The sequence below is a fragment of the Luteibacter sp. GL_149 genome (genome assembly GCF_057834065.1).
In genome coordinates this window covers 3460729-3485948 of sequence record NZ_CM174395.1, presented here as the reverse complement: position 1 = coordinate 3485948, position 25220 = coordinate 3460729, and the positions used below count along the sequence as shown (strand labels likewise).

Here is a 25220-nt window from a genome sequence, read left to right as displayed (position 1 = left end):
GTCGGAATCAACAGTAAACGCGCGGTCAAGGCGGAGTAGCGTTTTGGACAAGAACATGAAGATCCTCGTGGTGGACGATTTTTCCACCATGCGACGTATCGTCAGGAACCTCCTGGTCGAGCTCGGTTTCACCAACGGGCTCATCCATGAAGCCGAAGACGGCACCGCGGCGCTCGTGTCGCTGCGTGCGCAGGCGTTCGACCTGGTCGTCACCGACTGGAACATGCCGAACATGACCGGCATCGATCTGCTTCGCGCCATTCGCGCGGACGCCAAGCTGAAGTCGATCCCCGTGCTGATGGTTACCGCGGAGAACAACCGCGACCAGATCATCGCGGCGGCTCAGAGCGGCGTGAACGGATACGTGGTGAAGCCTTTCACGGCCGTCACGCTCAAAGAAAAACTCGACAAGATTTTCGAACGCCTCGCGGCGGCCGGCTAAGGGACATCATGAACATCTCGCTTAACGCCGACCACGAAGTCGTCCCCGAACTGCGTGAGCTTCTCGACGCCGACGACCGTGCCGCCTTCGAGAAGGCACTCGATCGTCTGCTGCGCAGCCGCGAGCAGCACCTGTTCCACGCGCTTGGTTGCCTTGCGCGCGATCTGCACGATTCCGTGCGCCGTCTTGCCGCCGATGTCTCCGGCGATGGTGTGCCGGGCAGCATGGGCGACGCACGCAAGCATCTTCGCGATGTGCTGGAAATGAGCGCGCAGGCCGCCCACAGCACGCTCGATTTCAGCGAAAAGCTGCGTCCTCAGGCACAGGCGCTTGCCACGCAGGCGGACGAGCTGCTCGTGCTGGAAACCTCCGATCCCGCGTTCGGCATCAATGCCACGGCGCTCGCCGTGCGTGTCGGCGACTTCGCGCAGAACTGCGATATCGGCCTTGGAGAACTGGTCGAAGCCCAGTCGTGGCAGGACATCTCGGGTCAGCGCGTTGCCCAGGTGGAGCAGTTCATGGGCAAGGTCGAATCGTCGCTGCTGGAACTGGTTCGCCTGACCGGCTCGCTGGCCGGCAGCAACGCGCCGCCTGTGGCGGACAAGGTCAGCCAGGACGAAGTGGATCGTCTCCTCAGCGAATTCGGATTCTGAGACCGGCATGAGTGTCGAGCTCGACAATGAGTTGCTCAACGTTTTCCTGATCGAGGCCAGGGAACTGCTCGAGACGCTGGGCGAGCAACTGGTCGACCTGGAGGCCTCGCCGGGCGACAGCGAGCTGCTGAATGCCGTTTTCCGCGCGTTCCACACCGTCAAGGGCGGTGCGGGCTTCCTTGGCCTGAACGCCATGGTCGGCCTGTGCCATCGCGCGGAAGATCTTCTGAACGAAGCCCGCAACGGTGCGGTGATGCTCAACGCGGCGTATATGGACGCGTTGCTCGAATCGCTCGATCTCCTCAACGATATGATGCGCGCGGCCGATGCCGGCGCGGATTCGCAACCGGCGCCCGACGCGTTGCTGGCGCGCCTCCTGATTCCCGGGCGCACCACCTCGGCCGAGCCCGTCGCGCTGACCCTGTCGGCGCCGTCCGCCAGGCCATCGGCCGGTCGCGATGCGATCGAAGACGAGTTCGAGGCCATGCTCGACGCCGCGCGCGGCGAGCATGCACCGGCATCGGCGCCGTCCGGACCTATCGACGACGACGAGTTCGAAGCACTGCTGGATTCGCTTTACGGCAGCGGCAATGCGCCCGGCGCGTCGGTCGAGGTGGATGTCGTTCCCGCTGTCATTCCCCCCGTCACACCCGTCGTTTCTTCCGTTGGCGATGTTATCGGCGACGACGAGTTCGAAGCGTTGCTGGATGCCTTGCATGGACAGGGCAAAGCGCCCGGTCTTGTCGAAACACCCGCACCCGCACCCGCACCCGTTGTCGCTGAAGCGACAGCACCCGTGTCCGCGCAAGCGCCCGTCGCGAAGCCAGCCGCCGAGAAACGCACGGCATCGAACGCCGACACCACGGTCCGCGTCGATACATTCCGTCTCGATAGTCTCGTCAATGCGGCGGGCGAGCTCGTGCTTGTGCGTAATCGCCTGACCAGCCTCGCATCGCAAGGTGTCGAGGGACCGATGGAACGTGCCGTCGGCGAACTGCAGCGGGTCGCCGAAGATTTGCAGAACGCCGTATTGCGCATGCGCATGCAGCCCATCGGCAAGCTGTTCCAGCGTTTTCCGCGCATCATCCGCGACCTCGCCCGCCAGTTGGGCAAGGAAGTCGAACTGGTACAGGAAGGCGAGGAAACCGACCTCGACCGCACCGTTGTCGAAGCATTGGCCGATCCACTTGTCCACTTGCTGCGCAATGCGGTCGATCACGGCATCGAAATGCCCGATGTCCGCGAACAGGCGGGCAAGTCGCGGGTGGGTACCGTGCACCTGACGGCGGGGCAGTACGGCGACCATATCGTCATTACCGTGCGCGACGACGGCAAAGGCATGGACCCCGAAATACTTCGCCGCAAGGCGGTGGAAAAGGGCCTGCTCGACGAGGAACAGGCCGCACGTCTGGACGATCGCGAATGCTTCGACATCGTGTTCCGTCCCGGATTCAGCACGGCCAGCCAGGTATCGGATATCTCCGGCCGTGGCGTCGGCATGGATGTCGTCAAAACCAAGATTGTCGAACTCGGCGGCACGCTGTCGATCGATTCGCGCGTGGGCGGTGGCAGCGAGGTCCGTCTGTCGGTACCGCTCACGCTGGCGATTCTCAGAGTCCTCATGGTGCGCGTGGGTAATCGCCTGCTGGCGCTTCCGCTCAGCAACGTGGCCGAAGTGTTCGAACTGGTCGAAGGCCAGATCCAGACGCTGGACGGCCGTGTCGTGGCCTCGCATCGCCAGCGAGCGCTTCCGCTGTGCGATCTGGCTGGCTGGGCGGGGGTGCCCTCCGGTGGCAGGCACGTCGTGGTGGTGCAGATCGGTCATCAGACGCTGGGCTGCCTCGTCGACGAAGTGATCGGGCGCGAAGACGTCATGGCCAAGCCGCTGGGGCCACTGCTGAAAGACGTACCCGGTGTGGCGGGCGCCACTATCACGGGCGACGGACGTATCTCGCTCGTCCTCGATCTTGCGGGTCTGGCGGACGACGCCGGCCAGCTTCTCCCTTCGATGAGGGTGGCGATCTGATATGGATATCGTAAGTATCGTCGGCACGATCCTGGCCTTCCTGGTCATCATCGTCGGTACCGTCCTGAAAGGCAGCAGCCTCGACGCCCTGTGGAATCCGGCCGCCTTCGTCATCGTGTTTGTCGGTACGTTCGCGGCCCTGCTGGTGCAGACGCCGGGCGTCGTACTCAAGCGCGCATGGAGCATGCTGCCCTGGGTCTATCGCCCGCCACTGATCGAAACGGCCGACCTGGTAAGCCGCATCATCGGCTGGAGCGAAATCTCGCGTCGCCAGGGCCTGCTCGGCCTGGAAGCGGGCATCGAACGCGAAACCGATCCCTTCATCCGCAAGGGGCTACAGCTTCTCGTCGACGGAACCGAGCCGGATGCGATGCGTAGCGTCCTGGAAGTCGAGGTCCTCGCTCGCGAGCACATCGACATCGAAGCGGCGAAAGTCTTCGAGAATGCCGGCGCGTATTCGCCGACCATGGGTATCATCGGCGCGGTGATGGGCCTCATGTCCGTCATGCAGAACCTGGCGGAGCCGAGCAAGCTCGGTCACGGCATCGCCGCCGCGTTCGTCGCCACTATCTACGGTATCGGCCTCGCCAACCTTCTTGCACTGCCGATGGCCTCGCGCCTGAAAGGACTTGCCCGCGCGCGTTCGCAGATGCGCGAGATCCTGGTCGAGGGTCTCGTTTCCATCGCGCAGGGCGACAACCCGCGCCACATCGAAAGCAAACTGCAGGGATTCGTGTCGTGAAACGGCGTCACGTCGAAGAGCACATCAATCACGAACGCTGGGCTATTCCCTACGGCGATCTGATTACGTTGCTGCTTGCGTTGTTCGTCGTGATGTACGCCGTGTCCGCCGTCAACGAAACGAAGTTTCGCGTGATGGCCCAGTCCATCAACGAAGCGTTCAACGGCACGGGGCGCGTGATCGAGCCCACGCGTGAGGCCGAGCCAGCCAAGCAGGTGCCGATGCCCAATCAGTCGCGTGCACCCAATGCCACGCCGATATCCCGTATCGACGTACCGCTGCCGCCGCGCGATCTGCCGTTGCCCGGGCACGAAGGTGCGGCGGTCCAGCGTCAGGAGTCCTCGGCGGTGCAGACCGCCCCGGCATCGAATACCACGGTAGGCAAAACGGACGAAGCCAACCTGAGCCAGATTTCCGAGGAAGTTCAGCGTGCCATGAAGCCGCTGATCGACAAGAACCTCGTCAGCGTGCGGCGGACCACCGACTGGCTGGAAATCGAAGTACGCACCGACATTCTCTTTCCGATCGGCGTCGCCCGCCTCCAAGGCGCGGCGGAAACCACGTTGATGAAGATCGCGGGGATTCTCGCGCCGTTCCCCAACGCGATGCGGATCGAAGGCTATACCGACACCACGCCGATCAGCACACCTGCATTTCCGTCGAACTGGGAACTGTCCGCCGCTCGTGCCGCCAGTGTCGCGCGCCTGCTCACGGGCGCCGGCGTCGACGCGCATCGCGTGGGCATCATCGGTTGGGGCGAGTTTCGTCCGGTCGCCGACAATGCGACGAACGAAGGGCGCAACCGCAATCGACGGGTGCTTATCGTCGTGATGAGCGACAAAGCCGCACCCGCGCGCTTTTATAGCGATGCGGATCGCATCGATCTGACCAAGTCCGAGCCAGCGCCGGCGCCGGCTGCGTTACCCGCAGCGGCCGTGCCGCCGGTTGCCGCTGCTCCCGTGGCAGGCTCCGCGGCATTCGCCCGGCAGGAGGGGCTCTGATGGTTGTCTGGGCCGTCGCTAACCAGAAGGGCGGCGTCGGCAAGACGACCACCACCGTCGCACTGGGTAGCATGCTGGCCTCACGCGGCGAACGCGCGCTCATGGTCGACATGGATCCGCATGCGTCGCTCAGCGGCTACGTCGGTGTCGAGAATGGCGCGCACGGCAGCATCTACGATCTGTTCGGCGGCAGCGCGCCGCCGGCTTCGTCGCTGGTCCATGCGACGGCTTACGAGCGGCTCTCGGTGCTTCCCGCGTCCTCGGCCATGATTACGCTCGACCGGCAGGTGGGGACGCGCGCGGGCATGGGTCTGGTGCTCAGTCAGGCGCTGGCCGGGCTAGCAGAGGATTTCGACCACGTTCTGATCGACTGTCCGCCGACACTCGGAGTCCTGATGGTCAACGCGCTGGCCGCGAGCGATCGTCTACTGGTTCCCACGCAGACCGAAGCGCTGGCCCTTGCAGGTCTGGAGCGCATGCTGCGAAGTCTCGGCATGATCGAGCGTTCGCGCGGACGTCCGCTACCCCGCACGATCGTGCCGACGATGTACGACGCGCGGACCCATGCCTCGCGCGCCTGCCTCGAACAGTTACGCGAAAAATACGGGGACGCGGTCAGCGCGACCGTCATTCCTACCGATACCCAGATTCGTGAAGCCAGCGCGGCGGGGGTCCCGCTCGCGTCGTGGTCCGCGGCGCGCCGGGGTGGCCTGGCGTATCGCCAGTTGCTCGACGAATTGCTCGCCATGCGCGTTCAACTCATGACGGACGCAGCCGCATGACGACCTCGATGCAGGCCGCCGATCAACTCGTCGCGGATTATCTCGCCGAACTGCTCACGCCCGCAGCCATCGTCCCCGCGGCCGTCGTCCAGGTCATGGCATTCGAGCCGGGGCGTAAGTCCTCCGGAACAGAGTCGGCGGTCGAAGGCGACAATCGTTACCTGTTGTGTATCGCGGCGGGTGTCCGGCTTGCCATACCCATGCGCGATGTGATCCACCTGTTGCCCATGCCGCCACTGGCGCCCACCGTAGCGACCCGGCCTATCTGTCTGGGACGCTGGCGGCATCCCAGTGGGGAGGCTCGGGTCGCGGATCTGGCGGCAGTCATGTCGCCGGACATGGCCGGCTCGCCGGCAACGACGCTGGTACTGCTGGGCGACCGCCAATGGGCGCTGGCCTGTACCGTAGAGGACGAACCCGTGGTGTTCGGCCCGGATGCGATCCAGTGGCGCACGAATGCCACAACGCGCCCATGGTTGGCTGGTATGGCGAAAGAACCGAAATGCGGTGTCGTCGACACCGCGGCATTGATCGAATGGCTTGAACGGGAGGGGTGTCCATGAACGATGTGCGCCAGGCAGTACATGGCGGGCAGGGCGCGTGGCTCGGCTTCGTTCTCAAGGAACAGCATTACGCGGTCACGCTGGCCAGCGTGCGCGAGGTCATCCGTTGTGGCGACGTCACGCCGGTGCCGGGTGCGCCTGACGACGTCCTCGGTATCGTCAATTTGCGTGGGCAGATCGTGCCCGTGCTCGACGGGCGACGCCGTTTCGGCCTGGCAGGCTGCGTCGCACCGGACCGGGAGGACGCCCAGCGCGTCGTCGTCTTCGACGACGCGGGGTCGATCGTGGGTATGCGCATCGATGCCATCGGCGATATGCTTGATTTCAATGCCAGCGATATCGCGGTGCCGCCTCCGGGTCGCGCCAGTCGCAGGGACGATCCGGTCAGCGGCGTGGTCACGCGGCACGACGGTTTCATCGCGCTCGTCGACGTGCAGCGCCTCTGCCGTGTGTGACGGCTAGCGAATCGCGTTCATTCGCGCGGCTCATGCAGGAAACGCCAGTGAACAACATGCTTGCTTACATCCTGATTGTCTTCGCCGTACTGCAGATGCTCGGCTTGCTGCTGTTGTGGCGCCGGCTGGATGCCAGGACGCCTCTCGCGCAACCGGCTGCCTCAGCGCCCATGCCCGATGCCGAGCCCGAACGGCGCGTCGTCGGAGTGGACGAAGCCGCGCTGATCGGTGTGCTCAAGCGTCTGGAGATTCGCCTCGGCGATATCGAAGACCATGTTCGCCATGCACCGACCATGCCGAACGAAGTAGGACAGACCGCCGACCGCGCCTACACCCTGGCACAGCGCCTCGCCCGACAGGGCGCCACTGCGCAGCAGATCGCCGAGACCTGCGGCCTTTCGCTATCGGAAGCGGAACTGCTACACCGTCTGCACGCAGGCAACCCGACCTGAGCGCACGCTAGCTCAACAGCGCCGCTGTAGGAGCGCGCTTGCGCGCGAAAGCCAACAGGGCGAGGACGACGGATGCCCGCCTTCGCGAGCCTGGTCTACGGGCTGCGGATGCCACGCACATCGTCACCGCTCCGTTGGATTTCGCCCGCAAGCGGGCTCCCACAAAAACGTGCTGGTCGCGGAATGAGCAACGCCAAGCCCGGTGTCCTGGCTGCGAATGGCGAACTCATCATCTCCGCTCCGTTGGCTATCGCGCGCAGGCGCGCTCCTACAGAAAGCGTGTTGATCGCGGAATGAGCAACGCAACGCAAGTCGTTGCCACATCAGCGCGAATCGCAGTTATCCACATGCTTATTCAGCGGCTATCCACACCGCCTGTGGATATCGCGCATTGCCCGGGTTTGCTTTCTGTGGGAGCGTGCTTGCGCGCGAAAGCCAACAGGGCGAGGACGACGGATGCCCGCCTTCGCGAGCCTGGTCTACGGGCTGCGGATGCCACGCACATCGTCACCGCTCCGTTGGATTTCGCCCGCAAGCGGGCTCCCACAAAAACGTGCTGGTCGCGGAATGAGCAACGCCAAGCCCGGTGTCCTGGCTGCGAATGGCGAACTCATCATCTCCGCTCCGTTGGCTATCGCGCGCAGGCGCGCTCCTGCAGAAAGCGTGTTGATCGCGGAATGAGCAACGCAACGCAAGTCGTTGCCACATCAGCGCGAATCGCAGTTATCCACATGCTTATTCAGCGGCTATCCACACCGCCTGTGGATATCGCGCATTGCCCGGGTTTGCTTTCTGTGGGAGCGTGCTTGCGCGCGAAAGCCAACAGGGCGAGGACGACGGATGCCCGCCTTCGCGAGCCTGGTCTACGGGCTGCGGATGCCACGCACATCGTCACCGCTCCGTTGGATTTCGCCCGCAAGCGGGCTCCCACAAAAACGTGCTGGTCGCGGAATGAGCAACGCCAAGCCCGGTGTCCTGGCTGCGATTGGCGAGCTCATCATCTCCGCTCCGTTGGCTATCGCGCGCAGGCGCTCTCCTACAGAAATCGTGCTGGTCGCGGAATGACCAGCGCAACGCAAGTCATTGCCACACAAGCGCGAATCGCAGTTATCCACATGCTTATGCAGCAACTATCCACACACCCTGTGGATAGTTGGCGGTGGGCTATCTCTCGTACCGGTAGTTGAGGCTTGCGCGATTGAAGTCGGTGGCGCTCTGGGCTTCGAAGTTCCAGCGATGGCTCAGCAGGTAGCGCAGGGTAATGACCTGGCCGGGATCGAACAGACCAACGCCATAGCTGAGGTAGAGGCGTGGCGACAGATACTTGCCGACGGTGAAGGCCGAACCGCCGCCAAGGGCGTCGTTGTTCGATACACCGATATCGTCCACGCCGATTTTCGATCCGACGCTCTTCGCAAGCAGGTCGCCGGCCGCCGAGCCCAGCGCCTGTGCCGCCGCGCCGACCATGTTGCCTTCGCCGCCTTTTACCTGCGAAAGAGGTTTACCCGTGACGAGATAGGAGAGCGCATCGGACTGTTCCATGACCGGGTTGGAGAACACCGTCAGGATGGGACGCTGTGCCGTACCCGAAACGTACAGACCGACCTTCTGGCCGTCGTTGATCGTGGCGTTGGGATTGAGTGTGCGCGTCGCGCGGATATTGATACCGGGATTGTCGATTGGCGTGCTCGCGAACAACAGCTGGCCCTGCTCGATGCGCAGGTCCTGCCCGTAGGCTTTGTAAGTACCGTCGACGCCGATCTGTCCCTGGCCCGTGGTGACGCGGCCAGGACGTTCGCGTACATCGAGCGTTCCGGTAATGCGACCGTCGATGCCAAAGCCGACAAGATGGACGTGCTGCCCAAGGTCGACGCGCAGGTCGACCACGATGGGAAGCGATTCGGCTATCTGTTCCTGCTGCTTCTCATCCACAACCACGACATCGGACGATGCCTTGGTCGCACCGGCGCCGGGAAGGCGTTCGACGTTGACGTCGGCCATATCCACACTGAGCTTGCCGGTGACATTCGTACCTTCGCCGCTCTGGATGATCTTGATGTCGGGGGAGATCACCGCTTTCGCGGCGGGAATGTCGACGGCGGTGAACTTGCTGCCGCTGATGCCGATCTGCGTGCTCGCACCCTTGCCGAGGCCCGCCGTGCCGGCGATCATAAGGTTGCCGTCGCCCGATTTCACGGTGCCATCGATGCGATACGTCGTTGCGTCGGAGGTCGTCAGCGTGATGCGACCGTCCTTCAGCTTCAGTCCCGCACTGGGTACTTCGGCGGCGAAGTTGCCGAGAACGGCCTGGCCGGTGATCGCGGGTTGAGCAACCGTTCCGCCCATCTGGAAGCTGCCGTCGAGCGCACCCTTCACCTCGGCGACTTCGCTGGTGAACAACTCGACGAATGCGAGGTTCTTCAGGTGTACCGAAACGCTGCCGCTCAGTGCTTGTTGCGCGCCGGCGATGCCGACATTGCCGTCGAGCGTGCCGTCGTCGTTAAGGCCGGCGCGCACGGTGATGCGCTGATTGCCGGGTGTCAGCTGGGCATTGGCTGCGAGATTGTCGTAGGCGAGTAGCGGCTGGTCGGGATGATCCGAATAGGCGATCGACCCGTGCGTGGATATGATGGTCGCCTGACCGCTGAGAGCGCCGGCTGCGGTGCGGCGTACATTGCCATCGCCTTCGATACTGCCTTCGGCCCGCATCGGCAGATCGGACGAGCCCACCGCGGTGAGCAGCATAGCCACGGGCATATGGCGCAAACGGTAGTTGCCGTCGAGATTGCCGGCCTTGTCCTGTTTTGCGGCGACGCAAACGAGGGGATCGCCTGCCGTAAGACAGAGATCGCTCATGCTCGCGGCGCCGTTGTTCCAGCTGAGCTGGCTGGCATTCTGTAGATGCCAGCGGGGCAAGCCCTGCAGATCGAGGTTCAGCGTCGACAGCGTACCGGTCCACGACGTGTCGCGGAGCGAACCGCTGAGCGCGATATCCGCCGAAAGCGGCTTGCCCTTCGCCTCGACGGTGAGCTGGTGCTTTTGCTGGTTTCCGTTGGCGTGTACGGCGATGCGATCGAAGTGCATGCCGGAGGTCGATACGCCATTCGCGTCGACGGCGACATTGCCGCCCGGCTGGCTGATGTCGGGCACGTCCGCATCGACATGCAAGGCATCGAGTTTATGGTCGGCATAGATCACTGAGTTTCCGCGGATGTTCGCCTTCACCGCCAGTTTGGGCCACTTGCCGCGTACGCCGATGTCGCCCTCGATTCGTCCGCCCGCATCGGGCAGCCAGTCGCCGAGGGAAGCGATGGCGAGTTTCAGGTCGGCGTCATTGGCGGTATCGCCGCGCGCGTCCAGCCGGATGCTGCTGCCGCCGGAGGCAAGGTCCAGGCGACCGTTGACGACCTCGCCCGGTTTCAACGTCAGCGTGCCATTGCCGCGTAATGCGCGTTTGCGCAAGGTCCCGTCCAGCTTGCGCAGGTCCAGCGTACCTAGTGGACCGTTTGGCGACAGGTTGCCGTCGGTCGACAGATCGAGGTTGAGCGCGCCATCCCATCCGGCCAGCAGCTGGCCCGGATCGAAGTTGTTGCCGTTGACCTGGAGTTTCCATGCCAGCTGCGGATCGAGGGTCAGCGTTCCCTTCGTGTCGAGGCTGCCTTTCGGCTGTTTCAGCGTCAGCGTATGGAGTTCGATGACCTTCGGCGTGCCATCGAGATCGAGCGCGAGATGCTGCGCATGGCCGGGCGGTCCGATGTCGACGGCACCGTCGGCGTGGAATGCTTCGGCGCTGCCGTGGACGGCGAGTCCGCCGGCGCTTGCCAGGTCCTGACCGGCTATCTGTGCCGGTACGAGCACGTCTTTCCAGTCCAGACGCAGATCGGCCGATAGGGGCTTGGCGTCCAGTTGGACGGTACCCCTGGCCGTGAGCGCGCCCTTGAACTGAGGCGAGCCCACGCTCAGCTCATCCAGCGTCAGGCGCTTGTACTCGTGGTCGAAATTCGCACGCAGCGGAGCGAGATGGACGGTATAGGCATTGAGGCCGATATCGCCGGATACGTCCGCGCCGTAGCGATCGCCACGGCCTTGCAGCGACAGACCCAGCGACGCGATGGCGCTTTCGCCCATCAGGGGTTTCGGATCGAAACGCGGTGCGTCGATGCGGCCGGTCCATGCGAAGTCGCCGCTTTGCACCAGATCGGCATTGATCTCGGCAACCATCGGCAACGTCAGTCCGATGACCGTATGCGCTTTTTTCCCATCGCTATGCGCTTCGATCTGGCCGGCGTAGTCGACATCGCCCACTTTCCATGCGAAAGACGCCTTGCCGTCGCCGCTGTAACCGCGACCGACCGCAAGCGTGCCGCCAAGCTCCGCATGGCCGGCCGGTGCCTTGAGGGCAAGCTGGCGCAGCTCGACGCCCTTGCCGGTCCATGAGCCAATCAGGTCGAGCGAGTCCGATTCGAAAACAGGTTGATTCGCCTGCGTCACCTTGACGTGACCCACGTGTACGCGGTCGAGCACGATGTCGAGCGGCGGCGACAGCGAGAAGGGCTGCGATGGCGTCGTGTCGGGTTCGCTCGGGCCAAGCGCGACGTCGATGCCATCCGCGCTCAGATCGAGCACGTGCGCGCGTTTGCGCAGCAAAGGCAGGATACGCAGATCCAGGTGCGCCTTCGCGACCTTGACGTCCATGCCCTTGCCGTCCACGTAGCGAACGCCGGCAAGATCGAGCGGGCCGGCCAGACGCCCCTCGGCGTGCTGGACGGTCAACGCGCCACCGGTGAACGCCGTCGCGCGCGCCAGCGCGAATCGAAGTCCCGCGCCGGTGCCCAGCACCCACCATGCGGACGCGACGACCAGCAGCAGAATGACGGCAAGCGCCATGAGTACGCGGAGGAACCATTTCATGCCGGCGCTCCTCACAGGTCGGGCCCGATGACGACATGCAATTGCACGCCGTGTTCGTTCTTGTCGTGAACGGGTACGCCCAGATCGACACGGACCATGCCGACCGGCGAAAGCCAGCGCACGCCCAGACCCGCACCAATGCGTGGGCTGTAGTCGGTACCGGTGAAGGCATTGCCCGCATCGACGAAGGCGGCCATGCCCCAGTTGCGTGTGAAGTAGTGTTCCACTTCCGTACTGGCGACCAGCAGGCTTTCGCCGCCGATGACCCGGTCGTACTGGTTGCGTGGGCCGATGCTCTCGAAGCTATAGCCGCGTACGGAACGGTCGCCGCCCGCGAAGAAGCGTAGCTGCGGGGGCAGGGCGCTGAAGTCGTTGGTCCAGGTATGGCCGGCGGTGCCGCGAAGGATCAGGCGGTTACGGCCCCAGAACGACTGGATCCATTTGGCATCGGCGATGACCTCGCTGAAGCTGGCATCCGAAAGCAGGTTGCCGACGGTGCTGCGGCCCACGAGGTTGAGCGACCAGCCATGCCGCACGAAGATCGGGTTGTCGCCCGATTTGCGCGACAACGATATCTCCGGATAGAGCAGCGTGCTGCGGCCGTGCTCGATGCCGAACGTATTGTCGGGTTCGCCGCCGCGCTTGCCCACGGTGAATGTGCCGGACAAGGCGTTGATTCCGATGGTTCGCGTCCAGCCGTGCCACAGCCGGGTTTCGTTGGCCACCAGCTGCAGCGTGCGCGACTGCGATGTCGTCGTGTCCGCGTCCCGATAGTTGGCGCCGAAGTTGAAACTGCGCTGGTTCGGCCCAGGCATCGGAATCTGGTACAGCGTGGAAATCGTCTTGAGGTTCTGCGCCACGACCAGTTCGTTCTTCCACTTGTGGCCGCGATCGTTCACCCAGCGCTTCTCGATACCGCCACGCAGACCGGCCCCCGTATCCGTGCCGAAAAAAGGACCGCCGGTATAAATCGTGCGTTTCGCGGGCGCGAGTTCGACGGTGACATCGACGACACCGTTCTTCGCCTCATCGATGTCGGGCATGACATTGACCACGGAGAAATAGTCGGCGCCGTTCAGCGACTGCTGAAGCAGCAACAGATTGTCCTGCGCGAAATAGTCGCCGCTCTTGAACGGCACGTAGCGGTCGAGGAAACTCTCGCGGAACTGCGAATCCTTGAAGTGCACCTTGCCGAAGCGATAACGCTGGCCGGCGGTCCAGGCGAGCGACACGCTGGCTTTCTTCTCGGCGCGATTCACTTCCACGCGATGGACGGTCAGCTTCGCGTCGAGGAAACCCGTCGCGGTCAGCGCCGCGCCTATCGCGTCGCGCGACGCGTCGTACTGACCGTCGTTGAGGGGTTGGTCCTTCAGCTTCTCGGCGGCGCGGATCGCCCGGCGCACGCCCGGCACTTTCGCGGCTTCTTCGTCGATATCCACTTTGACGGACGACACCACGACGGGTGCGCCGGTCTTGACGTGCAGGGTGACGATCCAGTCGTTACCCGCCTGCTTGATATCGCCGTCCGAGGTGGCCTCGTAATAACCGTACGGTCGCAGGGCGGTCTGGACCTGATCGGGCGCCTTTTCGTACAGGCGCCGCGCCTGGGCGGCCGAGATGTCGCGCGTGGCGTACTGACTGAGTTCCACGCCGGCGACGACGGCGCCCTTGAGCGGTTCCTCGACGCCATCGACGACAAGCTTTACTCCCGCGTGTGCGAGAGCGGGGAGAAAGAACCACGGCAACAGCAGCAGTCCATAGCGTCTGGTTCGGCGCATCGCGTCCCGTTCCGGTCGTGATCCATGCCCCGATGCGGCCGGGGCAACAAGCGGGTCCGCATCCGACGAACCCTGACAACGCGTATCCGGCGAAGTCTGTCCTTAACTTACCTCGCAGGCCCGCTCAGGTCACTAGACGGGTTCTCACAAACATGAACGTCTGGTCAGCCTGCCTCGTCGCCTGCGCGATGGGCGATCCATGCGCCGATCAATGCCGACACATAGGGAATCGACTGTGCCGTAAGAATCGACATCCACAGAATGCTTTCCAGATAGCGGGTGCCATAGGCATAGCCCATGCCTGCAACGGCAAGCGCGAGGGCAAAGGCCATGAAACCTTCTTCGCGTACGGGAGCAAACGCCGCGAAACTGCTGCCGCCCATGCGACGACTCTTCGCAGTGACGACGAACGCCGTTTTCTCGCGAGTGAGGCCGTGCAGGATGCCGCGCGCGATGGCGTGCGACAGGCCCATGCTGGCCAGCGACGCCATCAGCGTGTCGCGCCAGCTACACGGGACGCGGGCCCGGTACAGCACCACGCCGAAGATGGCCTTGGCGAAGAAGAAGCCGATGACCGGGATCAGGAACAACTGCATGGGCAGGTTGAAATACTGGGGCAGGGCGATCATGCCAGCGGTCCAGTAGATGCCCATCAGCGTAAAGATCAGGTGCAAGGCATCGGCGAACCAGCTGAACCAGCCGGTGAGGAAATGGAAGCGCTGGCCCGCGCTCAGCGGGCCGCGGCGAGTCATCCAGTGCCAGCGACCCTTCAGGATCTGCATCGCGCCGAAGGCCCAGCGATAGCGCTGGCTCTTATACGCCTTGAAGTCGGCGGGCGTCAGGCCCTTGCCCATCAGTTCGTCGACATAGACCAGCTCGTAACCCGCATGCATCAGGCGCAGGCCCAGCTCGGCGTCCTCGCAGATCGTCCACTCCGACCAGCCGCCCGTACCTTCCAGCGCCGAACGACGCACCATGGTCATGGTGCCGTGCTGGATGATGGCGTTGCGCTCGTTGCGATGATGCATGCCGATGCGGAAGAAGCCGTCGTATTCCCAGGCGGTCATGCGCCGGAACTTGTTGCGTTCGAAATCGCGATGCGCCTGCGGGCACTGGACCACGGCGACCTTGCTGTCGTGGAAGTAACCCGTCAGCGTCGCCAGCCAGTCTTCGCGCACGACATAGTCGGCGTCGATAACCGCGACGACGTCGGCGCGCGGATCGGTGGCGGTCAGGCCGAAATTGAGCGCGCCCGCCTTATAGCCCGGCCACGGCTCGAGGTGGAAGAAGCGGAAGCGTTCGCCCAGTTGTTCGCAATAAGCCTCGACCGGCTTCCAGACGTCCGGGTCTTTCGTGTTGTTGTCGAGCACGAGGACTTCGAAGTTGGCGTAGTCCAGCCGCGCGAGCGAATCGAGCGTGAGCATTACCATCTCGGGCGGCTCGTTGTGGCACGCCAGGTGGATGGATACGAAGGGCTGCTTTTCCGGCGGATCCGGCGTCAGCATCTCCGCATGCCTGATCCAGCTGCGACGCCACAGCACCTCGGTGAACTCGAAGGCATTGATGAGCAGGATCGCGAGGATGGCGATCTGCGCGGGGAACAGCAGGATCAGCATCGCCCAGTCGAACGGGCTCAGGTAGAAATTGAACGGCAGCGTGGCCGACCACACGATCAGTCCGCACGACAGCTGGATCATCGCCAGCATGAACAGGCGACCCATCAGCTTGAAGCGGCTGAAGCGCACGGCGAACCAGAGCATCGGTACGAAGGCGAGCGCGGCGGCGGCCAGGGCCTTCCACGGCCAGCCGGTGTCTTCGGTCACCGGGCCGGTGAAGGGGAACTTCAGCTGCCGGTCGGCGTTGAACATGCCCCAGTAGGCGCCCGTGCGGCCTTCGCCGAGGTTTTCCTTCCAGGGCTGGTCGATGGCTTCGAGCACGTAGTAGTCGATGCCGTCCTTGCGGGCGGCATTGAACCAGTCGCGCAGGAAGATGGCCTGGTTGGATACCGACGGATAGGCGTACTGGAAGCGGTCGCCGTTCGACGGCCAGCCAATTTCGCCCACGACGATGTGCTTGCCCGGAAACCGCTGCCGCAGGCTCTGGTAGCTGCCGATGGAATCGCCGACGGCGTCCTTGCGATCGATGCCGTTCCAGTAGGGAAACAGATGGACCGTAATGAAGTCGACGTGCTCGACGAGTTCGGGGTTCTGCAACCAGATGTGCATCGGCTCGGCGATGGATACCGGCTGGCGTACGGCGGCGCGCACGCGGTCGAGGTAGGTCATGATGCGTTCGGGGGGAAGATCCGAACGGAACAGCACCTCGTTTTCCACGATGACGCGGGTGATCGTGTCCGGATAACGGTTCGCCTGCGCGATCAGCGCATCGATTTCGCGTTCGTTGTTGTCGATGCGGCGGTCGATCAGTGCGCCCGCCATGACTTCCAGGTGTTCCTGCCGCGCCAGCCGGATGACCTGTGGATTTTCCAGCATCGAGTACGTGCGGATACGACCCGAATAATGCTTGATGAGCTTCAGGTCGCTGTCGATTTCGGGATCGGTCGAGACGTCGCCCTTCATCGGGTTCTGGTAACGCTGGTAGGCCGTAAAGGCGAAACCGCCGATCGGTCCTTTCCAGTCGTCCGGTCCATGCGGCATGTTGCCGAGGAACCACAGCCCGAAATTCAGCCCCGCGACGACCAGCGCAAGGAGCAGCGCGGCGAGGAAAGGGCGGCGGGTGTCGGTCGTGGTGGCAGCGCTCAAAACAATCCCCGGACCTTCTGGCCCCCAAAGAAATAGTGGTGTAACCCGCCGAGCTTAACGAACGGCAGCAGCAGGCTCAACGCATTGCAGCATGGATAGTCAGGCTGAACTCAGAGAGGTACCGTTCCGCGGCCACCCGGGGAGCGAGTATGAAGGGATTGGCGGGCAACCGGTTGGGAAGGATTGCTCTTGACGGAGGCGGCGAGGGACTCCTTCCCGTCGTCTGGAAACAAAGCCGCCGCCCGGAGGCGGCGGCTTCACACGGATTGAACGAACCCGCTTACTTCAGCAGCGAACGCAGCATCCAGGCGGTTTTTTCGTGTTCCTTCAGGCGTCCCGTTACCATATCGGCGGTGCCTTCGTCGCCGGCCGTGTCGGCGGCCTTGATCGTGTCGCGCGCCGTGGCGGCAGCGATTTCGTGGCCTTCGACCAGTTGGGCGACCATGTCTTTCCATTCGGGAACGCCCGCTTCTTCCTTGATGGAGGTGAGCTTGCCGAACTGGCTGTACGAGCCCGGAGCGAACACGTCGAGAATGCGGATGCGCTCGGCGACCTCGTCGGCGGCGGTCCAGAGCTCGTTGTACTGGACCTCGAACATGGTATGCAGGCTGTTGAACTGCGGGCCGGTCACGTTCCAGTGGAAGCTGTGGGTCTTCAGATACAGCGAATAGGTGTCGGCGAGCAGCTTCGAAAGATGCTTGGCGACCGCTTCGCGGTCTTTCTTGGCAATGCCGATATCGATAGCCATGGTGCTTCTCTCCTTAAGTAAACCTGACGTCTGAAAGGCAGGTTAGACGGGTCGGAAGGTCCTTGGAAATGAAACGTTCCGATCCAATTGATAGGCTCAGGCTATTATTTGCGGTTCCATGAGTCAGTCCACAACCCCAGCACGTCCTTCCTCCCTCGATCCGCGGCTGCGCGCCCTGCGGAACGAACTCGCGCGCGTCAGCAGCCGGGACTACGGCCGCCTGCTCGGCCGGCTCGGGGCGCTTTCGCGTAAAGGTGCCGATCCGGGCCGCATAGACGCGCTCGAAAAGGATATCCAGGCATCCGCTGCACGCCGGGCCGGGCGGGCCGCCAATAAGCCGCCCATCGTTCTCGACGAGGCACTGCCCATCACCGCTCGGGCCGACGACATCGTCAAGCTGATCCGCGAGCACCAGGTGGTCGTCATCGCCGGCGAGACCGGCTCGGGCAAAACCACCCAGCTACCCAAGCTCTGCCTGGCCGCCGGCCGGGGCGAGGCGGGCCTGATCGGCTGCACGCAGCCGCGCCGGCTCGCGGCGCGCTCGGTGGCCACCCGCGTCGCCGAGGAACTGGGTACGCCGGTGGGCGACAAAGTCGGCTTCCAGGTGCGTTTCACCGAGAAAGTGTCGGACCAGGCGCTGGTCAAGTTCATGACCGACGGCATCCTGCTCGCCGAAACCCAGTCCGATCCCTGGCTGTCGGCATACGACACGATCATCATCGACGAGGCGCACGAGCGCAGCCTCAATATCGATTTCCTGCTCGGCTATCTGAAGCGGTTGGCCGTACGGCGTCCCGATCTGAAGATCATCGTCACCTCGGCGACGATCGATACGGAACGTTTCGCGGAACATTTCGAAGGTGCGCCCGTCGTCGCGGTCGAAGGCCGGGCCTATCCGGTCGAGGTCCGCTGGCGGCCGCCCGGCGAACGCGGCGAGGGCAACCTCGCGCTGCAGATCGCCGACACGCTCGACGCCATCACACGCGAAGACCCACGCGGCGATGTGCTGATCTTCCTGCCCGGCGAACGCGAAATCCGCGACGCGCATCTGCTGTTGTCGCGCCGGCAGTACCGGGAAACCGAAATCCTGCCGCTGTATGCGCGCCTGTCGGCGAACGATCAGGACCGTGTGTTCAAGCCCGGTCCGAAGCGTCGCGTCGTACTCGCAACGAACGTCGCCGAAACCTCGCTGACCGTACCGCGCATCCGCTACGTCGTCGATTCGGGCACGGCCCGCGTCAAGCGCTACAGCCAGCGCGGGCAGCTGGAACGACTGCACGTCGAACCGATCTCGCAGGCGGCGGCCAATCAGCGCAAGGGTCGCTGTGGACGCGTGGGCCCGGGTATCTGCTATCGCCTGTACGACGAAGCGGATTTCCTCCAACGTCCCGAATACACCGATCCGGAATTGCTGCGTTCGTCGCTCGCCAACGTCATTCTGCGCATGCTGGCGCTGGACCTTGGCGAGGTCGAAGACTTCCCCTTCCTCGAAGCTCCCGATCCGCGCGTCGTGGCGGACGGCCACCGCCGACTGGCCGAAATCGGCGCCATCGACGAAAACCGCCGGCTGACCGATATCGGCCGCACCGTCGCGCGCCTGCCGATCGACGTACAGCTGGCGCGCATGCTGGTGGAGTCGCGTCGTCTGGGTTGTCTGCGCGAAGCCGTCACCATCGTTGCCTTCCTCAGCATCCAGGACCCGCGCGAGCGGCCGCCGGAAGCGCGTGGGCAGGCGGATGCCGCGCATGCGCAGTTTGCCGATCCGAAATCCGATTTCGCCGGCGTGCTGAATTTGTGGCGCGCTTATCACGATGCATCCGAAGAACTGACTCAGACGAAATTGCGCGACTGGTGTTCGCGTCATTTCCTGAGTTTCATGCGGATGCGCGAGTGGCGTGAATTGCATCGGCAGTTGGTGCTGGTGACGCGGGAGTTGGGGTGGGATGTCGATGTGCCGTCGTTGGCGGCGCCGTCGGCGGGTGTCGCTTCGGTGGCGAGGTCGCGTCGTTCGCGGCCGTCGGGTTCGCACTCCGCAGGAATCGCGCCCGAGAGCTCTCCTGCAGGCGTTCCTGCTCGCAAGGAAGGTTCCGAGGCCGACGCATTGTACGAAGCCGTGCATCGAAGCTTGCTCGCGGGTATGCCGACGCAGGTCGGGCATAAGGACGAGAAGGGCGTGTATCGCGGTACGCGCGAGCGGCGGTTCCAGGTCTTTCCCGGTTCGGCACTTTCGAAGGCCCCACCAGCGTGGGTTTTTTCCGCGCAGATCATCGATATCGGCGGCCGCGTGTGGGCGATGATGTGCGCCCGCGTCGATCCGGCGTGGATCGAGACACAGGGTGCCCATCTCGTTCGTGCTACCGCGCGCGACGCCCATTGGTCGCGCAAGCGCGGTACGGTGGTCGCTTACGAACAGGTGTCGTTGTTCGGACTGATCCTGGTCGAACGGCGTCCGGTGACCTTCCATCGTCAGGACCCCGCCGCCGCGCACGATATCTTCCTGCGCGAAGCGCTGATCCGCTGCGATCTGGAAACCCGCGCCGACTTCGTGCGCGCGAATGCCCGCGTACTGGAGCAAGCCGGCGAGATCGAGGCCAAGCAGCGTCGTGCCGGATTGCTCCGCAGCGACGACGACCTCGTCGCGTTCTTCACCGGCAAGCTGCCCGCCGACATGTCCGACGTGCGTGCGCTGGACGCCTGGTATCGCAAGGCCTCGCCGGGCGAGCAGGCCGCGCTTCGCTGGTCGCTGGCCGACGTGATGGATAACGGCGCGGGACTCGATCCGCATGCCTTCCCGGCATCGCTCGAACTCGGACAGCATCGCTACCGTCTGGAATACCGCTTCGTGCCCGGCGATCCGGCCGACGGCGTGACCATGAACGTACCGCTCGCCTTCCTCAACGCCGTACCCAACGCCCGCTGCGAATGGCTGGTCGCCGGTCTGCTCGGCGAAAAAGTGGCGGAGCTTATTCGCGGCCTGCCCAAAGCGCTGCGCCGCAACTTCGTGCCGGCTCCCGATTTCGCGCGTGCCTTCGTCGAGGCGGAAGCCCCGCGCGACGAACCGCTGTCCAAAGCACTTGCCGCCTTCCTCAAGCGGACCACCGGTGTCGCCATCGATGCATCGGCGTTCGCCGAGGTCGACGTGCCCGCGCATTTCCTGATGCGTTTCCGCATCCACGACGAGAACGGCCGCACCGTGGCCGATGGCCGCGATCTGGCCGGCATCCGCGCCGAATGGGAAGGCAAGGCGCGGGAGGCTTTCTCGCGCAAGACGGATCTGGAACTGACCCGCGAAGACATCGTCAGCTGGGACTTCGAATCCATTCCGCGGGACGTACGGTCGGAAGGCGGACTGACCGCCTATCCCGCCCTCGTGGACCTTGGCGAAGCCGTGGCCCTGCGCGTGTTCGAACGTGCGGACGAAGCCAGCGAAGCACATGTGCGCGGCGTTGAACGATTGCTGCGGCAGGCGCTTGCGTCCGACTTCAAACGCGCTCGCCGCCAGTTGCCCATCGCCAATCCGTTGTCGCTGAAGTACGCGCCGATGGGCAGTGTCGATGGCCTGCGCGAGGATCTGGTCGAAGGCGGCTTCGAGGATCTGATCGCCGACCGGCGTCTCGATGCGCGCACGCAGGGCGAGTTCGAAGCCTTGCGGGTGGACCTGTCGCGCGAACTATTCGGTGCGGCCGTAGCGCGCCTGAAACTCGCCGAGCCCATCATCGAAGCCCAGGCCGAACTGAAGCCCTGGATGGAGCCGCCGCTGATGGGTTTCGCCAAGGCCAGCTACGACGACCTGCGCGAGCAACTGCATGCGCTGATCCAGCCGGGTGTCCTGAGGGAGCTTCCTCCCGCGAGGCTTGCCCATCTGCCGCGCTACCTGAAGGCCATGCGCCTGCGTGCCGAGCGTCTGCGTCAGGACCCGGCACGGGACCAGTCGCGTATGCTGCAGGTGCTGCCTTACTGGCGCGCGTTGCTCCATGCCGGCGGTACGGCACTGGACGCTACGGGCTGGCACGAATTGCGCTGGTTGCTGGAGGAATGGCGGGTGTCCCTGTATGCGCAGGAACTGAAAACCGCCGAGCCGGTTTCGGCAAAGCGACTCGCGAAGGCGCTGGAAGCGGCACAAGCGGGCTGATACGGATGGACAGGACGGCACACATGGCAGCGGTGGCATGAATACGTCGATCACGGGCGAAACGGCGGGGCGGGAAAGCGGCGGTTCGATGCCGCTGACCAGCCGTGCGCGCGAAGCCATCGCCGCGCTTCCGGTGGCCGTGCGCGCCGAAACCGAAACAGTCATCGAACTGTTGCAGCTACTCGGTTGCGACGACGAAACCTGCGCCTCCGCGTTATGGTTCGCGCTGGTATCCGGGTCGGCGGAAGCGTGGGCGCTGCATTCGCCGGCGTGGACACCGTCGCTGCGTCGCCTGATCGACGGTCAGCGCGAAGCGGAGAAGGTCTGGGCGTTGCATGCGCAACGCGGTCCCGCCGATGCCGAAGGGCTGCGCCGTCTGTTGCTGGCGATCATCCGCGATCTTCGCGTCGTTTTCGTTTTGCTTGCCCGGCAGTTAGCCGCCATGCGTTCGGGCATGTCGCTGGCCGACGCCGACCGGCGCGAACTGGCGCAGCTCACCTCCGACATCCATGCGCCGCTCGCGAACCGGCTGGGTATCTGGCAGCTGAAGTGGGAACTGGAAGACCTCGCGTTCCGGTATCTGCAGCCGGATACCTACCGCCGCATCGCGCGCCTGTTGGACGAACGCCGCGCCGACCGCGAGATATTCATCGCCGCGTGCCTCGAAGACCTGCGCGTCGCACTGTCGGGCGCGGGCATCGAGGCCCAGCTTGCCGGACGTCCGAAGCACATCTATTCCATCTGGAAGAAGATGAAGCGCAAGGAGCTGGAATTCTCCGACCTGTACGACATCCGCGCGGTGCGCATCCTGGTCGGCAGCGTCGCGGATTGCTACGCCGCGCTCGGCATGGTGCACAGCCTCTGGCCGCATCTTCCCGGCGAATTCGACGATTACGTGGCGCGCCCCAAGGGCAACGGCTACCAGTCGCTGCATACGGCCGTCATCGGGCCGCAGGGCAAGACGCTCGAAGTACAGATCCGCACGCACGAGATGCATCGCGCCAACGAACTTGGCGTCGCGGCGCACTGGCGCTACAAGGAAGGTGGCGGTGCGGACGCGGAGTTCGAAGCCAAGATCGCGTGGATGCGCAAACTGCTGGAACCGCGCGGCGACGACGAAGCCGAGCTTGCCGCGGAGTTCCATACCGAACTGCTGGAAGACCGCGTTTACGCGCTGACGCCCAAGGGCGAAGTCGTCGACATGCCGCGTGGCGCGACCGTGCTGGATTTCGCGTATCACATCCATACCGAAGTCGGTCATCGCTGCCGTGGCGCCAAGATCAACGGACGCATCGCTACGCTGACGGCACAGCCACGTAGCGGCGACCGTATCGAGATCCTCACGACCAAGGTCTCCGAACCCAGTCGCGACTGGCTGTCCGCGCACCACGGTTATCTGAATACGTCGCGCGCGCGGGAAAAGGTTCGCGCGTGGTTCCGGCGCGAGGCCCACGATGCCAACGTCATCGCGGGGCGCACGGCACTGGAACGCGAGCTACGCCGCCTTGCGCTGGACGACGTAGAGCCGGCGAAGCTGGTTTCGCAGTTCCGTCTGAAAACGCAGGACGAACTGTTTATCGCCATCGCCCTCGGCGAAGTCACGCTGGGGCAGATCGCGCGTTCGTTGCAGGAGCCGGTCGAGCCGGAAATCACGCAATCGGGCAGTCCGGTCGCGTCGCGCGCGGCGCAGCACGATCGCGGTGCGCTCAGCATCGAAGGCGTGGGCAACCTGCTCACCACGCTCGCCCGCTGCTGCCAGCCGCTGCCCGGCGATCCGGTTCGCGGTTTCATCACCCGTGGGCGCGGCGTGTCCGTGCATCGCGCCGACTGCGCGAGCCTGGAACGTCTTGCCCGGCGCAGTCCGGAACGCGTGATCGACGTCAGCTGGGGCAGGGTGGAAGTGCAGGCTTACGAGATCGACATCGAACTGCGCGGCTACGATCGCAAGGGTTTGCAGAAAGACGTCACGAATACGATCAGTAACTCGGGTCCGCATATCGTGGCGTCGTCGAGCCGCGTCCACGTGCGCACCGCCGAAGTGGAGATGCGCTTCACGCTGCGGGTCAAGGATTACGAGCAACTTTCCACCTTGCTCGGGCGGCTGAATGCGTTGCCCAATGTGATCGACGCGCGCCGCCTCGGCGGTCGTTGAACGACGACGCGGTTCTTGCCGGAAAGTGGAGTTTCCCTCCTGGAGATCGATCGGCCAGGTCCCGCCGACGCGACTACCGTCTATTCGAGCAATCGGTTGACGTCTTCCAGATCGTGCAGATCGATGGTTCCCGCTGCCTGCTTCAGTAGCATGTGGTTCAGCACGAAGTTATGGCGCACCAGGGTGTACTCGGTCTTGGTTTCCGCCAGCAACTGAATGGCCACCACGACGTTGGTGAGGCTCTGGGTACCGATATCGTTGCCCGCGCGCATGGATTCGAGGGCTTTTCCTGCGGCGGCGACCGCGGCCCGGGCGCTCGCGACCTGGTCCACGCCGTCGACGATCAGGTTGAAGTAATTCAGCGCATCGCGCGCCGCCTGTCGGCGCTGGGTTTCCACCAGGCCTTCGTCCGCGTCGCGCTGACTGATGGCCTGTCCTACCTGTGCGTGCACGAGACCGCCGCTGAATATCGGCACAGACAGTTGCAGGCCGACCGACGTGGTACCCGGGCCGTATCCCGCGCCGCCGGCACGGGCATTGGACCAGCTGCCGTACTTGCTGTATCCGACCGCCAGGCCCAGTGTCGGCGCGTGGCCCGCGCGCGCTGCGTTGATCTTGTGTTCGTCCGCGTCGACGACGTAGCGGGACGCGAGGACCGACGGGTTGGTGTGCATCGCCGCGTCGACCCAGGCTTCGGGTTTGTTCGGCTCCGGCAATTGCATGGGCAACTCCTCGCGCAGCCGCTTCAGCACCGGCGTGGGCTGTCCCGTGATCTGTTCGAGCGCGCGCTTGGTGTCCTTCAGGGCACCTTCGGCCGTAATGCGCCGCGATTTGATGTAGTGGTAATACGCTTCGGACTGGGCGACGTCCGATGCCGCGGCCAGGCCATCCGCGAACCGTTCGGTGGACTGGGCGAATTCCTGCTGGTAGGCGTCCTCGTACGACTTCGATACCTCCAGTTCGTCCTCAGCGATGAGGACGTTGAAATAGGCGGTGGCGACGCGGACGTACAGGGCTTGCAGCGCAGCCCGTTCCGTTTCGTCCTGCGAACTTCTCGTCGCCTGCGCCGCATGCAGGGTGGCAAGGCTTGCAAGGTTCACGATCGGCTGCGCCAGATTGGCGCTCGCCGCGCGTTCGCGGACGTGCCCGCCTGCACCGGTGTCGATGATGTTGCCGTTTCCGCTCGTGGTGGACGACCCGTTACCACCGCTGTACTGCGTCAGGCTGAGATTCGCCGTCAGCTGGGGCAGCAGGGCCGATCGTGCGATGGGAACGCCTGCCGCCGCCACGCGCTGCGTTGCCTGCGCGGTGGCAAGCACCGGGTCGTTGGCCACGGCCTGACGGAAGGCATCCAGCAGATCCTCGCCATGCGCCGACGAGCAAAGCAGGCCGAGGCCGATGAGGAAGGGAAGTAGCGACAGACGTTGTGCGACGAGCATGGGCATCCTTTTGCCGCACGGCGTATGCGTGCGGATCGGTGGCTAGCGCGATGCATCTGCAATGCGCATGCCAACGCGATCCGGGCTGCCCGGGCCACGGTCATTGCGACCTCCCGCCGTTTGCGCAGCCCGGCCCCCTGTCCGCGGACATGTACGCGGACGAGGCCGGACAGGAGCTTCCC

At 64.3% G+C, this 25220-nt stretch carries 16 protein-coding genes; 11 read left to right on the top strand and 5 right to left on the bottom strand.

Annotated features, from left to right (window positions below; all coding sequences use genetic code 11):
• Window positions 1-43 precede the first annotated feature (43 nt).
• The 9 genes from cheY to AC3IR3_RS15290 are packed head-to-tail and all read left to right on the top strand — an operon-like array spanning window position 44 to window position 7116.
• Entirely contained in the window at window positions 44-442 is a 399-nt protein-coding gene (cheY, locus tag AC3IR3_RS15330) for a chemotaxis response regulator CheY (RefSeq protein ID WP_489193362.1), read from the top strand.
• An 8-nt stretch (window positions 443-450) separates the two neighbouring features.
• Window positions 451-1095, top strand: a complete 645-nt coding sequence (locus AC3IR3_RS15325) for a protein phosphatase CheZ (protein ID WP_489193360.1) — start codon at window positions 451-453, stop codon at window positions 1093-1095.
• Between the two features lie 7 nt (window positions 1096-1102).
• Window positions 1103-3121, top strand: a complete 2019-nt coding sequence (locus AC3IR3_RS15320; RefSeq protein ID WP_489193358.1) for a chemotaxis protein CheA — start codon at window positions 1103-1105, stop codon at window positions 3119-3121.
• Between the two features lies 1 nt (window position 3122).
• Window positions 3123-3863 (top strand): flagellar motor protein, encoded by a 741-nt coding sequence (locus AC3IR3_RS15315; protein WP_489193357.1) that lies wholly within the window; start codon window positions 3123-3125, stop codon window positions 3861-3863.
• Window positions 3860-4864, top strand: coding sequence for a flagellar motor protein MotD (motD, locus tag AC3IR3_RS15310; protein ID WP_489193356.1), 1005 nt, complete (start codon window positions 3860-3862; stop codon window positions 4862-4864). Before AC3IR3_RS15315 ends, motD begins: the two co-directional genes overlap by 4 nt.
• Entirely contained in the window at window positions 4864-5646 is a 783-nt protein-coding gene (locus AC3IR3_RS15305) for a ParA family protein (RefSeq protein ID WP_489193354.1), read from the top strand. The genes motD and AC3IR3_RS15305 overlap by 1 nt, the downstream gene beginning before the upstream one ends.
• Window positions 5643-6209: a hypothetical protein gene (locus AC3IR3_RS15300; RefSeq protein WP_489193352.1), complete on the top strand. Its 567-nt coding sequence runs from the start codon at window positions 5643-5645 to the stop codon at window positions 6207-6209. The genes AC3IR3_RS15305 and AC3IR3_RS15300 overlap by 4 nt, the downstream gene beginning before the upstream one ends.
• Window positions 6206-6664 carry a chemotaxis protein CheW gene (locus tag AC3IR3_RS15295; RefSeq protein ID WP_489193350.1) on the top strand — a complete coding sequence of 153 codons (459 nt, stop codon included), beginning with the start codon at window positions 6206-6208 and terminating at the stop codon, window positions 6662-6664. The genes AC3IR3_RS15300 and AC3IR3_RS15295 overlap by 4 nt, the downstream gene beginning before the upstream one ends.
• A 56-nt stretch (window positions 6665-6720) precedes the next feature.
• Window positions 6721-7116, top strand: a complete 396-nt coding sequence (locus AC3IR3_RS15290) for a DUF2802 domain-containing protein (protein ID WP_489196941.1) — start codon at window positions 6721-6723, stop codon at window positions 7114-7116.
• A gap of 1164 nt (window positions 7117-8280) precedes the next feature.
• Here the strand turns inward: AC3IR3_RS15290 and AC3IR3_RS15285 are convergent.
• From AC3IR3_RS15285 to AC3IR3_RS15270, 4 genes are all read right to left on the bottom strand, one after another.
• On the bottom strand, window positions 8281-12027 hold the full coding sequence (locus AC3IR3_RS15285; RefSeq protein WP_489193349.1) for a translocation/assembly module TamB domain-containing protein: 3747 nt from the start codon (window positions 12025-12027) through the stop codon (window positions 8281-8283).
• Window positions 12028-12038: 11 nt separating this feature from the next.
• Entirely contained in the window at window positions 12039-13805 is a 1767-nt protein-coding gene (locus tag AC3IR3_RS15280) for an autotransporter assembly complex protein TamA (protein WP_489193347.1), read from the bottom strand.
• Between the two features lie 164 nt (window positions 13806-13969).
• On the bottom strand, window positions 13970-16567 hold the full coding sequence (locus AC3IR3_RS15275) for a glycosyltransferase family 2 protein (protein ID WP_489193345.1): 2598 nt from the start codon (window positions 16565-16567) through the stop codon (window positions 13970-13972).
• Between the two features lie 280 nt (window positions 16568-16847).
• A complete protein-coding gene (locus tag AC3IR3_RS15270) occupies window positions 16848-17315 on the bottom strand; it encodes a Dps family protein (RefSeq protein ID WP_489193343.1) in 468 nt (155 codons plus the stop codon).
• A gap of 118 nt (window positions 17316-17433) precedes the next feature.
• Between AC3IR3_RS15270 and hrpA the strand changes: the two genes are divergently transcribed.
• Together hrpA and AC3IR3_RS15260 are read left to right on the top strand one after the other, a co-directional pair.
• Window positions 17434-21447 (top strand): ATP-dependent RNA helicase HrpA, encoded by a 4014-nt coding sequence (hrpA, locus tag AC3IR3_RS15265; protein WP_489193341.1) that lies wholly within the window; start codon window positions 17434-17436, stop codon window positions 21445-21447.
• Between the two features lie 37 nt (window positions 21448-21484).
• Entirely contained in the window at window positions 21485-23599 is a 2115-nt protein-coding gene (locus AC3IR3_RS15260) for a bifunctional (p)ppGpp synthetase/guanosine-3',5'-bis(diphosphate) 3'-pyrophosphohydrolase (protein WP_489193340.1), read from the top strand.
• An 80-nt stretch (window positions 23600-23679) separates the two neighbouring features.
• On the opposite strand, the gene AC3IR3_RS15255 is transcribed toward AC3IR3_RS15260, so the two are convergent.
• Window positions 23680-25038, bottom strand: a complete 1359-nt coding sequence (locus AC3IR3_RS15255) for a TolC family outer membrane protein (RefSeq protein WP_489193338.1) — start codon at window positions 25036-25038, stop codon at window positions 23680-23682.
• Window positions 25039-25220: the final 182 nt, after the last annotated feature.

Bases quoted from the DNA above. Each gene is read 5' to 3' on its own strand.
- AC3IR3_RS15325 (WP_489193360.1), top strand. From the start codon at position 451: ATGAACATCTCGCTTAACGCCGACCACGAAGTCGTCCCCGAACTGCGT.
- hrpA (WP_489193341.1), top strand. From the start codon at position 17,434: ATGAGTCAGTCCACAACCCCAGCACGTCCTTCCTCCCTCGATCCGCGG.
- AC3IR3_RS15290 (WP_489196941.1), top strand. From the start codon at position 6,721: ATGCTTGCTTACATCCTGATTGTCTTCGCCGTACTGCAGATGCTCGGC.
- AC3IR3_RS15315 (WP_489193357.1), top strand. From the start codon at position 3,123: ATGGATATCGTAAGTATCGTCGGCACGATCCTGGCCTTCCTGGTCATC.
- AC3IR3_RS15255 (WP_489193338.1), bottom strand. From the start codon at position 25,038: ATGCTCGTCGCACAACGTCTGTCGCTACTTCCCTTCCTCATCGGCCTC.
- AC3IR3_RS15295 (WP_489193350.1), top strand. From the start codon at position 6,206: ATGAACGATGTGCGCCAGGCAGTACATGGCGGGCAGGGCGCGTGGCTC.
- AC3IR3_RS15300 (WP_489193352.1), top strand. From the start codon at position 5,643: ATGACGACCTCGATGCAGGCCGCCGATCAACTCGTCGCGGATTATCTC.
- AC3IR3_RS15285 (WP_489193349.1), bottom strand. From the start codon at position 12,027: ATGAAATGGTTCCTCCGCGTACTCATGGCGCTTGCCGTCATTCTGCTG.
- AC3IR3_RS15320 (WP_489193358.1), top strand. From the start codon at position 1,103: ATGAGTGTCGAGCTCGACAATGAGTTGCTCAACGTTTTCCTGATCGAG.
- AC3IR3_RS15280 (WP_489193347.1), bottom strand. From the start codon at position 13,805: ATGCGCCGAACCAGACGCTATGGACTGCTGCTGTTGCCGTGGTTCTTT.
- AC3IR3_RS15305 (WP_489193354.1), top strand. From the start codon at position 4,864: ATGGTTGTCTGGGCCGTCGCTAACCAGAAGGGCGGCGTCGGCAAGACG.
- AC3IR3_RS15270 (WP_489193343.1), bottom strand. From the start codon at position 17,315: ATGGCTATCGATATCGGCATTGCCAAGAAAGACCGCGAAGCGGTCGCC.
- AC3IR3_RS15260 (WP_489193340.1), top strand. From the start codon at position 21,485: ATGAATACGTCGATCACGGGCGAAACGGCGGGGCGGGAAAGCGGCGGT.